Consider the following 12,160-nt stretch of genomic DNA (forward strand, 5'->3'; position numbering starts at 1 on the left):
AATAAGCATGTAATTTATGTTTATAACTACACTAGAAAGGATAAGAAATAAAAGAGCGATTCAACCAGATGAAGGGAAGGATGAGAAAGATGAAACTGAAAGTTGGTTTTTATTTTCCGGGTGGTAAAGAAATAGAGCATGAGGTAGAAGGCGATGACTCCACTCAAATGATTTCAAATATTCAAAAGCACCGCTATTATAATTTAGTTAAAGGCGATTCCCATTATGTAGTGGATACGGAAAAAGCAGCTTATTTTTCTGTAACGGAAATATCGGATTGAGAATAAACCGCATTGGACATTTGTTCCATTGCGGTTTATTCTTTTTGGTATGGGAATACCTGAAAAGGAGTAAATGAACACATGAAAATTAATTTTACTAAAAAACAATATGAAACATTATTCAAAATGGTTCAGTACGGATATTGGGTTGCTTCCGATACTGAAAATAATAAAGAATTCAGTGAGTTGGAACAGTATCTCAATTCCTATGCCAAAGATTTCGGCATGGATGGAGTTCATTTTGTGAAGGAATATGGAATTTATGATTTAAGCAGGGAACTGGAGGATCAACTTCATCAAGTCATAGATGAATATGAAGAAGGGGTGTTCAGGGATAAACTAGCTTATCACATGGCGAGAAAAGAGTTTGCAGAGGAATCGGACAACCATGAATATAGTCAAGAAGAAGCGTTTAAACGGATCATGGAGCTCGAAGAAAAATATCATGTTCATATTGAAGAACAAGGGTTACAGAAATTGAAACTAGAAGAATAAGATGGAAGAATTAGGAGGGAGGACAGAAATGGTCCTCCCTCCTTTATTAAAAAGATTACAGTTCATCCTACAATGGGAACCGACTCTTTCGAGAAGATTTTATTCACCGGAATCTTGGCGGAATTTTTCAATTGTGAATTGGTAAAATGCGATTAAGTCATTTTGTGTTGCAAAACCTGCCTGTGCAGCCTGTTCACTTCCTCCGCCTCTCCCATTAAACGGACCTAACTCAGCTTTAAAATATTGTCCGCAATGTACGGGGAAGGACCCGCTGTGCGAAAGCATTACCTTTTGTTCCTTCCGTGAAGCAAGTAATACGAGCACCTTTTTCTTTTTAACGATCGTAGCTGAAAGGTATTGCAGTTCTTTCACTGTGCTATCTTCGAAAATATGAGAGATGAATCCTTCTTTATTTGCTGCAAGTATGGAATCAGCGAGAAAGTTTGCATTTTCAAGCTTTAGTTTTTCGTTCGCTGATAGCAGCTGATTGTAGTCACTTTCCAGCTTCTCCACCCTATTGAAGATCTCTTTACGTCCGGTATTGAATTTATTCGATAAGGCTGAAAGAATATCAAGACTTTCGGAAAAATCGTTCAATGCCCTGAATCCGCACTTAAAATAGAGGCGGGTAAGTTCTTTTTGCTTTTCTGTTTTGAAAATTTTAATTAAGCCAATCTCCCCGGTTCGCTCTACATGGGTTCCACCGCAAGGGTTATACTCAATCCCTTCAATTTCAACAATCCGGATGTTTTCAGTCACTTTTGGCATTTTGACGACAGGTAGCTTTTGTAACTGCTCTTTTGACACATAATATGTGAGTAATTCGTGATTCTCAATGATATATTGATTAACCTGCTTTTCAGCAGCAATCGTATGTACTTCGGTCCATCTGGATTCAGTTATATCGATCGTTAAATATTCCTTACCAAGATGAAAGCTGACTGTATTCGCATCAAACAATTCCCGGCAGACTGCCGAGAGTAAATGCTGGCCGCTATGCTGCTGCATATGATCGAAACGGCGAGACCAATCAAGTTCACAGTGAACAACCTTGGAAACTGGCCTACTCTCAACCTTATGAAGGATATTTCCATCATCGGTTTTTATAACGTCAAGAACAGTGATTCCTTCTATTGTGCCAGTATCTGAGGGCTGACCGCCCCCTTCTGGATAGAAAGCCGTTTCATCAAGGGTGATGTAATAAAAGCCATTCTCTTCAATGCACTCCAGGATTTTTGCATCCCATTGGGAAGCCTTGGAGGACGTGTAATACAATTTTTTTGTCATAATGATACCCTATTCCTTTCAGTTAGTCATTAAATTATAACATCGTAATACCTATACATAAAAAGAACAATTAGAAGATCAGTCGGGTAAATAAGTAATCTATATGACATATTAAAAATAAATTGTGTTAGATGGGAAAATTCTATTTATAGACAAACCTTTATGATGTAAAATATTCCTGAAAGAGGATACTTTAGACCTAAATATCGATAATGCAAAATGTATTTATAGTTAAAAAGTCCTTATGATTAAGAAATGTTAGTAAGATGACGTAAAATTCACATTTGTAAATTAAGAAAGGGTCAAGTGATTAGAAGTGAATCTTGCAAATATGGAAAATTACAAAAATAGCTTATTTGAAAATATAAAAAACAAGCTTTCTGCTTGGCTAGAGCTGGACGAAGCGGAGACGATTCCGAATCAAGAGATATTCCGTTTTCTGCATTCAATCAAAGGGACGGCAGGAACGCTGCAATTATGTGGACTTATGGCAATCATCGAAAAGCTATTGGAAGGAATTGATGAAGAAAGTGCAAGAGTCTGGAGTCGATCGGACCTTAGGAATTTCCTTTTTGATCTCATTGAACATTCATATGATTATGAACGTTTTGATGAAGTTGAAATAAAAGAAAAGCCTGTCCGCGATTCTCAAGCCCCGCTCATTCAAATCATTGATGATGACATCTCCATGTTGATTCTATTGAAAGATCTTTTGGAGGAAAAGGGATGGATGGTTATCACGAATGCCGACCCAGTAAAAGCGACAAAGCATTACTTTGAAATGCAGCCGGATTGCCTGATTCTTGAAATACAGTTACCTGTAAAGGATGGGTTTCAGATACTTCAGGATATTCACCTACATAATGAGAAATATTTCATACCGAAAATCATGATCAGCATACAGAATGATAAACACTCCCGTATAAAAGCATTCAAGATGGGCGCGGATGATTTTATTGGTAAGCCGATTGATTTCGAAGAGTTTATTGTCAAAATGGAAAGGCATATACAGCGAAAGAAGATTTTTGATCAATCGGTCCTAATCGATGAGTTGACACAGGTATATAATCGACGATTCCTGGAAGATACCCTTCCGCGCTACTTTAATGACTATAAACGATCAGGACAGCCGTTTTCGATCAGCATGATTGATATAGATCACTTTAAAAGAGTGAATGATCTATACGGACATTCGGTAGGTGACCATATACTGGTTGAGTTTGCACAATTCATTAAATGCAATATCAGGAGTTCAGATTTACTCTGCCGGTATGGCGGGGAAGAATTCGTCGTTATTTTCCCTGATACTTCGAATGAAGAAGCTAAAAAAAAGTTAACAGGATTAATCAAGGACTTTTCCGCAAAGCCATTTAACCAGAATGATCAAACATTTTCGGTTACATTTTCTGCTGGTGTATTTACGGTTGAAAATGAAAATGTTACGCCGAAGGAGGCTTTTGAGGAAGCTGACAATTCTTTATATGAAGCGAAACGCTCAGGACGTGCAAAAGTGGAGAGCATTCAAAAAAACGGATTCAACAAGAAATCTCTCAATGTGTCAGTTATTGATGATGATATCATTATCCGGACCATCTTAACTAAAGCTTTGCATTCGCTTCAAATTCCCCACTTTGACTTGAATATTGCCGTGTATGAAGACGGTCATTCCTTTTTGAAATCCGATCGAGCAAAAGAAGATATAGGACATTTCCTAATCCTTGATGGAGTGATGCCCATCATGGATGGAATTGAAGTGCTGCAGAAAGTGAAACAAAGCAGAAATGCCGATTTATTTACTGTTTTAATGCTAACTGGTAGGAAAAGTACGGACGATATCGCAAATGCATTGAAACTTGGGGCGGATGATTATGTAACAAAGCCATTTAGCATTAAGGAACTGCAGGCAAGGATAGAGCGTCTGATGACAAAGTTAATTTAAACCATGCCATTTTAGGGATATATGGAGGGGTTACGATTGAGCCTGATTGCTTTGAAGTTGAGAGGCCAATGGGAAACAAGGACAGATGTAGATTCCTCAAACATTCAGTGTAGATGATCAGGTGTAAAAAATAAAAAAAACGTAATAGGTATACAGAACAACAAAAAAATGATAAATTCAATGATGTTGGAAAAATAAATAATTGGGTACAATTGTAGGTAAAGGTAAGTTACAGGAGGATTTATATACATGCAAAAAATTCAGGCCGGTATGGCTGTAGAGCTAGAAGTAGAGCGTAAGGCGGATTTCGGTTGGTTTTTAACTGATGGTTCAGAAGATGTCTTACTTCATCATAATGAAATGAATGAAGGAACCGAGCTTGAGATTGGCGATGAAGTTACGGTATTCATCTACCATGATAAACAAGCCAGGCTAACAGCGACAATGAAAATTCCAGAAATTCAAATTGGTCAATATGGATGGGCAGAAGTTGTCAATGTGAAAAAGAAACTTGGGGTTTTTGTGAACATTGGCCTTTCCAAAGATATCCTTGTATCGTTGGATGACCTTCCGAATATTGATCGTTTATGGCCTGAGGTTGGCGATCGTCTATATGTATCTCTTAAGACAGATCGTAATGACCGCTTGTTTGGTAAACTTGCAACGGAAGATGTAATCCAGGAGATTGCTGTACAAGCTCCATTAAAGGGTATTCGTAACACAACAGTGAAAGGAAATGTCTATCGTTTGCTAATGGTTGGATCTTTCTTTGTTTCACAAGAAGGATATCGCTGTTTCATTCACGAAAGTGAGCGCAAGGAGGAGCCGCGTCTTGGTGAATTAGTTGAAGGACGCGTCATTGATAGTAAAGAAGATGGAACGCTTAATGTTTCTTTATTTCCCTTTAAGCAAGATTTAATGGGCGAAGATGCCGAGGTTATTTTCACTTATTTAATGAATCGCGGCGGTGCGATGCCTTATGGCGATAAAACGCCACCTGATGATATCCAGTTTCACTTCGGTTTAAGTAAGGGAGCATTCAAACGTGCTCTTGGTAAATTGATGAAGGAAGACAAAATTTATCAGGAAGATGGTTGGACCTATTCTTCAGATCGTAAATAAAAAAAGCAGCGGGAATTGAACTATATCCCGGATAACGGACACACATAAAAAAGTGTCCCTTATCCGGGGTTTTTTTATGTTTCAATAGGTGTAAGAGTATGGACGGAGGGTTTCTAAGAGTTAGAATATATATACTGAATTTCAAATAAAAGAACTTGAAAAGAATCCAAATATCATTAGTGCTTCCGAGCGTTCGATTTCCTATATTCCTGAATTTAAAACAAAAGCAGTTAAGGCATATAAAAAGGCGAAATCACCCTCTCAAATTTTTATAGAACATGGATTTAATCTCGAAATAATGGGGAAGGAACAACCTAAGCGTTGTTTACAGCGCTGGCGTGATCCCTTCGAAAGGTTTGGTGTGGATGGCGTCCTTACGGAACGCCGTGGAAAAGGAAGTACAGGACGCCCTTCTTCCAAGCCACAATCTGTAGAGGATCAACTTAGGAAGGCCGAATCGAGAATCAAATTTCTTGAAGCAGAAAATGACTTCCTAAAAAAGCTGGAGGAGTTAGAAAGGCGGGCGTTGAAAAAGAAATAATTCTATCTGCAGCTGAGAAGTTCTATCTGATTGAAAGAACGATCAGGACATACCAGTTAAAGAAGGCTGTTTCCTATCTATGCAAATTGGCTGGTGTAAGTCGAAGTGGCTACTACGATTGGTTAAAGGCAGCTCCAACCCGTGAGCTACGAGAGGACCAAGATGATTTGGACATAGAATTAATTAAAAATATATTCCTCAGTAAAAAGGAAAAAGTAGGCGCCCTTCAAATCAAAATGGTTATGGAAAATGATTATTCGGCCGTCATGAATCATAAGAAAATCAGACGGTTGATGGCAAAATATAATCTCTTCGCAAAAATCAGAAGTGCTAATCCGTATCGAAAGATGGCTAAGGCAACCAAGGAGTACCTTACTTGTCCTAACCTTCTTAATCGTGAATTCAAACAGAAGGAGCCAGGGGAATTCTGCTTACTGACATTACCTACCTTTATTATGGAAAGGGTCAAAAAGCATATTTGTCCTGCGTAAAAGATGTGGCTACAAAAGAAATCGTTACGTATCATTTATCAACGTCATTAGATATGAATATCGTTTATGAAACTTTAAACAAGCTACGGCAGGCAGTGGAACACGAGTTCCATCCGAGTGCAATCCTGCATTCTGACCAAGGATTCCACTACACCCATCCGTTATTTCAAAACAAAGTGAAGGAACTTGGGTTAGCCCAATCCATGTCCCGTAACGGAAACTGTTGGGATAATGCGCCGATGGAAAGTTTTTTTGGCCACTTTAAAGATCTAGCAGAATATAAAACATGTACGAATTTAACGGATGTGAAGGAAGAAGTTGATCGTGTTATAGAAGAATACAATGAGTGTCGTTATCAATGGGGACTAAAGAAAATGGCCCCGGTACAATACCGAGACCACCTATTAGCCGCTTAGGCACTTTTTTTATACTGTCCGAATAATGGGGCATAGTTCAAATTCCTCCGCTGCGTTTTTTCATGTGAATCTCATTATTAAAAAAACTTCTTTTTACCTTTTTCTTCTTTTAATATTTCCACTGCCTCTCTGAATCTCATGGAATGGACAATCTCCCTCTCACGCAAAAATCTGAGTGAATCATTGATATCCGGATCATCCGAGATGTCAATCAGCCACTGATAGGTTGCTCTTGCCTTCTCTTCAGCGGCAATATCTTCATATAAATCAGCAATCGGGTCGCCTTTAGCTTGAATATACGTGGCAGTCCACGGATTTCCTGCCGCGTTCTGATAAAAAAGAGCACTATCATGATTGACATAATGTTCCCCTAGGCCGGCTGCTGTCATCTGCTGGGGGGTAGCGTCCTTTGTAAGTTTATAAATCATCGTGGCGATCATTTCTAGATGGGCGAATTCTTCCGTTCCGATATCCGTTAACAGGCCAATTACTTTATCGGGAATTGTATAACGCTGATTTAAGTAACGGAGTGCTGCAGCCAACTCACCATCTGCACCTCCATATTGCTCTATCAAATATTTAGCTAATCTAGGATTACAGTCCCTGACTTTAACCGGATATTGCAGCTTTTTTTCATAAACCCACATAGATATCTCTCCTTATACCTGCCATGGCCATGGGCCTTGGCTCCATTCCCATTTATTTTCACCGCCTGAACTGTTTCCGAAGCCCAATAATGGACCATATTTAGGCTCAAAAACCGATTTCAATTGTTTTGAGTATTCATGAAATTGGTTGAATTGCTGCAATGCCTGCTGGTCGTTAGGATGTGTATCCAGATAATGAGTCAACTCGACCAGTACAAAATCCGCAGCTTGGATTTGCTCAAGCAACTGATAATATTCATCATCCAGTTTATTTTTCATTTATGTCTCCCTTTCCCGATACGGATTATCATAAAAATCGTAAAAGAATTTCCAAAGTGTGCCATACTTCAGAGCTTCTTCTGGTGTGAATTGTTCCAGATTAGGCGGTTGAAAATTAATATACAAATTGGGAGGTGTTCTAAAGTATTTTCTCCCAATAGGAGTGCATGGATCAAATTTGCTATGGAAAGGTTTATATGACTTGACTAAAGTAAAAGTCTTTTCGCGTGTCAAAAAATATACCTCCTTTATAAAGATATAGCCTTTAATAATTATGCAAGAGTAACATTTTATATGACTCCAAGTGATTGAAAAGGAAGGGTCTGGTAGATTATTAATTATCAGAATATTAAGACTAATCGTTATAGTCTCGTTATCTTACTGAGATGTTTGTCATCTATTCTTTATCTGTTTGTTCTTTGTATAGAAAAAAACTATGGTAAGATTGGTCTCGTAGCTTATAAAGTAGCTCACAAGGAGGTAACAACATATGAAAAAATCAATCTTATCGTTAGCGGCAGCGGCTGCTATATCCGGTGCATTCACAATTCCGGTACAAGCAGAAGATGTCAAAGTGAAAGATGGAGACACATTATGGGGGATATCTCAAACGTATAAAGTATCAATAGAAGATATTAAGTCTTGGAACGATTTGTCTTCAGACACGATTTATGCAGGGGAAAACATACATATTTCTCAAGAAGAGCACTATAAAGTCAAGTCTGGGGATACCTTATCGGAAATTGCAGACAAATATGATGTAGCAGTAAAGGATATTAAATCTTGGAACGGTTTAAGTTCAGATACAATCCATCCAAAACAGGAACTTGTCATTAAACCGGCGGCTAACAAAGTCGAAGCAGCGAGTGTAGGGCCTGAGCAGAAATCAGAGCAAGCTGCACCAGTTGAAAAAGCAGAACCAGTTAAAAAAGCAGAACCAGTTGAACAAGCCAAACCAACTGAACAAGCCAAACCGGTTGAACAATCAGAAAAAACAGACACAAATAATGAATCCAAGGATCAAGCAGGTGTAGAAAAAGAGCTAACGGTTAGAGCAACTGCTTATACGGCTAGCTGCCAAGGATGTAGCGGCACGACAGCTACAGGAGTTGACTTGAAAGCTAACCCGAATGCAAAAGTAATTTCCGTAGATCCATCAGTCATTCCACTTGGATCAAAAGTCTATGTCGAAGGTTACGGCTACGCGACAGCTGCTGATACAGGCAGTGCCATCAAAGGAAATAGAGTGGACATCTTTATCCCTAATGAACAAGATGCTAATAATTGGGGCGTTAAAAACGTTAAAGTGCAAATCCTGAATTAAATTAACCATGCCATACATGTTTATATATTGAAAAGAGTAGACAAAAAGGTTTCGGAATGGACTCATTCCGAAACCTTTTTGATTTTTTATTGGATGGGAAGCAGTGATAGAGAATAGTGAATGGATACGTAAAAATAAAATTGATTGGAACGGGAGTACGATACTCCGGACCGCACACGAAAAGCGAGTGCCTGCAACGGAAATCAACGGTCATATATTAAAAATTTAAAAAACTGTAGACACAGAGAATGAGTCTACTCTTTTTGTGCTTTTGGTTCATGGAAAAAGCAGGTACAATGAAAGTAATAAATCTTTATCTTTATATGTCCTTGCAAGGTAAATAGGAGGAGTAGTAAATTGATGGAAAAAGCACGTGAATATTTACAAAAATATTTTGGTTATGAATCATTTCGAAAAGGTCAGGAACAAATTATCGAACAGGTGTTAGGAGGAATAAATACAGCAGGAATCATGCCTACTGGCGGAGGTAAATCAATTTGTTATCAGATTCCAGCGCTTCTATTACCTGGTGTAACACTCGTGATATCCCCACTTATTTCCTTGATGAAGGACCAAGTTGATGCCCTCGAACAAAACGGGATTGATGCCACATTTCTTAATAGCTCCATTTCAGGGTTAGAATCTTCCAATAGAATGAATGATATCAAACAAGGAAGGTATAAGTTGGTTTATGTGGCACCGGAACGGTTGGAAAATCCTTCATTTCAACAAGATTTAAATAACGTGGAAATTTCATTGGTGGCCATTGATGAAGCGCACTGTATATCTCAATGGGGTCATGATTTTAGACCAAGCTATTTAAAAATCAAAACTTTGTTGAAAAATATGCCATCTGCTCCGACTGTTCTCGCATTAACGGCAACAGCCACTCCAAATGTGACAGATGATATATGTCATTCGCTTGGAATATCAGGGCAACATACCATATCAACGGGGTTTTCCAGAGATAATTTGTTTTTTTCAGTCGTTAAGGAAGAAAATCGCGGACGGTTTTTAATGCGCTATATAGAGAAAAACAAAAATGAGTCGGGTATCATATATGCAGCCACGAGGAAAGAAGTCGATTCATTGTATGACAAGCTTAATAAAGCCGGTTTTCTGACAGGTCGATACCATGCTGGCATGAATGAACAAGACCGTTCGGAACAGCAAGACCAATTCATTCGTGATGACGTTCCCTTGATGGTTGCGACATCAGCCTTTGGGATGGGAATCGATAAGTCGAATGTTAGATTCGTCATCCATTACCAAACTCCAAAGAATATGGAGAGTTACTATCAGGAAGCGGGACGTGCTGGGCGGGATGGTTTGGATAGTGAATGTATTTTATTGTACTCTCCCCAGGATATACAGATCCAGCGTTTTTTGATTGAACAATCAAATCCATCTCAGGAGAGGCAATCCCAGGAATTGATGAAGTTAAATAGAATGAAGGATTATTGTTTTACTGAAGGGTGTTTGCAAGCTTTCATTCTGCAATACTTTGGTGAAGAAAACCCTGAAGATTGCGGTCATTGTGAAAATTGTACAGATAAACGTGACTCTGTTGAAGTAACGACACAGGCACAGATGGTCCTTTCATGCATGTTGCGAATGGGCGAGCGATTCGGAAAAACGATGATCTCTCAAGTGCTTACTGGTTCACGCAATAAGAAAATTGAAGAGTTCGGTTTTCAGAAGCTTTCGACCTATGGAATCATCAAAAATCAATCGGCTAAGGATGTAGCTGATTTCATTGATTTCCTGACAGCTAAACAGTATATCGAAATGACAGGCGGGCAATTTCCAGTTCTTAAAGTAACCAATGCTGGCAGGGAAGTGCTTTTAGGACAAAAAAAAGTCCTCCGTAAAGAAATAAAACAAGTAAGCAGCATCAGTATTGATCATGGATTGTTTGAAGAATTGAGGCAGTTAAGAAAAGAAATGGCTGCCAAGGAAAATGTACCGCCGTTCATTATTTTTTCCGATGCATCTTTGAAAGACATGGCCGCCAGATTGCCGAGGACGGAACAGGAATTCCTTGACGTCAAAGGGGTTGGCACCCAGAAATTCGAACGCTTCGGTGCCGTGTTCTTAGAAGCGATTTCAAAATATGTACAGGCACATCCTGAATTAGAAATGAATACAATGGTTACAAAGGAAACGCTAAAACGAAGTACTAAACCATCTCATTTAGAAAGCTACCGCTTATATCAGGAAGGGAAATCGATCAAAGAAATTGGGATATTAAGAGGACTGTCTTCCATCTCGATTGAAAATCATTTATTGAAGTGTGCAGAAGAACACTTAGAGATCAAATGGGAAGAGATTTACTCGAAAGAAGAGTATCAGCTTGTATTGGAGACTGCCAAACAATTGGATTCTGAAAAACTTAAACCACTAAAAGAAGCTTTACCTGAGCATTTTTCATACTTTATGATTAAAGCGATCATGATGAAAGCAGGATTAGAACAGGAATAGGTTATATGGTAATGTAATTTTTTTCATGGAATAAATAAGAATTTGATTTAATGCGTATACTAGGAATGATCAAAGGGTGAAATAACGTGCCTTTAATCAGAGTATTTATATAAAAAAGAGGAGGTTGCTCATGTATTTTGGAAAAAAGAATTCAGAGGAACCAGAAATCATTATGGAAGATACGATTGTATATGCGTGCGGATCGGATGATTGTAATGGATGGATGAGAAAAGATTTTGCTTCTGAAAACTATGATTGCCCAATGTGTGGTAGCCAATTAGTTGAAGAAGTCAGGGAACTTCCGAAAATTGAAAATGAATATAATGCGTTTAAATAAAAGAGGTGAATATTGCCTCTTTATTTTTTATTTTCACGACAAAAAATAATGACGAAGTGTTACCTTTTCGTTATAGACTTTACATATAAATATAAATATGCTATTATAAAGTTTCAGTGTTATTAAAAGAAAACACTAGAGGGTAATTGAAAGTAACATTTTTATTAATAAAATAATTTTCCATCATCAATATGATGGAGTAGAATCAAGTTAAACACATCTAGAAAAAAGAAATACATGTAATCACCAAGTATTTTCCTCGATCCATTTTTGTTCTTCATTAACTTACTTCTATGTACCATTTATCTTTTGGAATTTAATTTTCCCAATTGGAATTACGGACGGTTTAATTAATAAACATGTACTTATAAGCTTTTATCTGATTCTCGCAGGCACGGTCTAGGAACCGTATGGATGGGAGAGAGGCAGGGCTTTCATTGTTTTAGGTTTTGGCATTAAAATTACTCTCATGCTTGATTCGCTTTGAAAAATCAATCGAACGAGCAGGAAGAACCATATG

11 protein-coding genes and 1 pseudogene are annotated in these 12,160 nt (G+C 38.1%); 8 read left to right on the top strand and 4 right to left on the bottom strand.

The genetic code is table 11. The features are described from left to right. Positions 1-89 precede the first annotated feature (89 nt). Together LQ203_RS02945 and LQ203_RS02950 are read left to right on the top strand one after the other, a co-directional pair. Positions 90-281 (top strand): hypothetical protein, encoded by a 192-nt coding sequence (locus tag LQ203_RS02945; protein ID WP_230155527.1) that lies wholly within the window; start codon positions 90-92, stop codon positions 279-281. Between the two features lie 81 nt (positions 282-362). Next, positions 363-776, top strand: a complete 414-nt coding sequence (locus LQ203_RS02950; RefSeq protein ID WP_230155529.1) for a hypothetical protein — start codon at positions 363-365, stop codon at positions 774-776. A 99-nt stretch (positions 777-875) separates the two neighbouring features. Here LQ203_RS02950 and LQ203_RS02955 read toward each other — a convergent pair whose 3' ends face one another. Next, positions 876-2,063, bottom strand: coding sequence for an alanyl-tRNA editing protein (locus LQ203_RS02955; RefSeq protein WP_230155531.1), 1,188 nt, complete (start codon positions 2,061-2,063; stop codon positions 876-878). Positions 2,064-2,394: 331 nt separating this feature from the next. Here LQ203_RS02955 and LQ203_RS02960 point away from each other — a divergent pair, with 331 nt between their 5' ends. The 3 genes and pseudogenes from LQ203_RS02960 to LQ203_RS02970 all read left to right on the top strand — a co-directional run bounded on the left by LQ203_RS02960 (position 2,395) and on the right by LQ203_RS02970 (position 6,572). Further along, on the top strand, positions 2,395-4,002 hold the full coding sequence (locus tag LQ203_RS02960; RefSeq protein ID WP_230155536.1) for a diguanylate cyclase: 1,608 nt from the start codon (positions 2,395-2,397) through the stop codon (positions 4,000-4,002). 249 nt (positions 4,003-4,251) lie between these two features. Beyond that, positions 4,252-5,124 (top strand): S1-like domain-containing RNA-binding protein, encoded by an 873-nt coding sequence (locus LQ203_RS02965; protein ID WP_230155537.1) that lies wholly within the window; start codon positions 4,252-4,254, stop codon positions 5,122-5,124. A gap of 127 nt (positions 5,125-5,251) precedes the next feature. Beyond that, positions 5,252-6,572: pseudogene (locus LQ203_RS02970) on the top strand (IS3 family transposase). A 77-nt stretch (positions 6,573-6,649) separates the two neighbouring features. On the opposite strand, the gene cotJC reads toward LQ203_RS02970, so the two are convergent. The 3 genes from cotJC to LQ203_RS02985 are packed head-to-tail and all read right to left on the bottom strand — an operon-like array spanning position 6,650 to position 7,732. Then, on the bottom strand, positions 6,650-7,219 hold the full coding sequence (gene cotJC / locus LQ203_RS02975) for a spore coat protein CotJC (protein WP_230155538.1): 570 nt from the start codon (positions 7,217-7,219) through the stop codon (positions 6,650-6,652). A 12-nt stretch (positions 7,220-7,231) separates the two neighbouring features. Then, a complete protein-coding gene (locus tag LQ203_RS02980) occupies positions 7,232-7,498 on the bottom strand; it encodes a spore coat protein CotJB (protein ID WP_230155539.1) in 267 nt (88 codons plus the stop codon). Further along, positions 7,499-7,732 (bottom strand): spore coat associated protein CotJA, encoded by a 234-nt coding sequence (locus tag LQ203_RS02985; protein WP_230155541.1) that lies wholly within the window; start codon positions 7,730-7,732, stop codon positions 7,499-7,501. A 256-nt stretch (positions 7,733-7,988) separates the two neighbouring features. Here LQ203_RS02985 and LQ203_RS02990 point away from each other — a divergent pair, with 256 nt between their 5' ends. From LQ203_RS02990 to LQ203_RS03000, 3 genes are all read left to right on the top strand, one after another. Beyond that, the gene (locus LQ203_RS02990) at positions 7,989-8,822 is read left to right on the top strand and encodes a 3D domain-containing protein (RefSeq protein ID WP_230155543.1); all 834 of its coding nucleotides are present in this window, start codon (positions 7,989-7,991) and stop codon (positions 8,820-8,822) included. Between the two features lie 357 nt (positions 8,823-9,179). Then, positions 9,180-11,303 carry a DNA helicase RecQ gene (gene recQ, locus LQ203_RS02995; RefSeq protein ID WP_230155545.1) on the top strand — a complete coding sequence of 708 codons (2,124 nt, stop codon included), beginning with the start codon at positions 9,180-9,182 and terminating at the stop codon, positions 11,301-11,303. Between the two features lie 130 nt (positions 11,304-11,433). Further along, positions 11,434-11,640, top strand: a complete 207-nt coding sequence (locus LQ203_RS03000; protein ID WP_230155547.1) for a cold-inducible protein YdjO-related protein — start codon at positions 11,434-11,436, stop codon at positions 11,638-11,640. Positions 11,641-12,160 lie beyond the last annotated feature (520 nt).

The organism is Peribacillus sp. Bi96 (genome assembly GCF_918698115.1).
Taxonomy (GTDB): domain Bacteria; phylum Bacillota; class Bacilli; order Bacillales; family DSM-1321; genus Peribacillus.

Coding starts and splice junctions, on each gene's coding strand:
- cotJC (WP_230155538.1), bottom strand. CDS start 7,219: ATGTGGGTTTATGAAAAAAAGCTGCAATATCCGGTTAAAGTCAGGGAC.
- LQ203_RS02980 (WP_230155539.1), bottom strand. CDS start 7,498: ATGAAAAATAAACTGGATGATGAATATTATCAGTTGCTTGAGCAAATC.
- LQ203_RS02955 (WP_230155531.1), bottom strand. CDS start 2,063: ATGACAAAAAAATTGTATTACACGTCCTCCAAGGCTTCCCAATGGGAT.
- LQ203_RS02950 (WP_230155529.1), top strand. CDS start 363: ATGAAAATTAATTTTACTAAAAAACAATATGAAACATTATTCAAAATG.
- LQ203_RS02960 (WP_230155536.1), top strand. CDS start 2,395: ATGGAAAATTACAAAAATAGCTTATTTGAAAATATAAAAAACAAGCTT.
- LQ203_RS03000 (WP_230155547.1), top strand. CDS start 11,434: ATGTATTTTGGAAAAAAGAATTCAGAGGAACCAGAAATCATTATGGAA.
- LQ203_RS02945 (WP_230155527.1), top strand. CDS start 90: ATGAAACTGAAAGTTGGTTTTTATTTTCCGGGTGGTAAAGAAATAGAG.
- LQ203_RS02990 (WP_230155543.1), top strand. CDS start 7,989: ATGAAAAAATCAATCTTATCGTTAGCGGCAGCGGCTGCTATATCCGGT.
- LQ203_RS02965 (WP_230155537.1), top strand. CDS start 4,252: ATGCAAAAAATTCAGGCCGGTATGGCTGTAGAGCTAGAAGTAGAGCGT.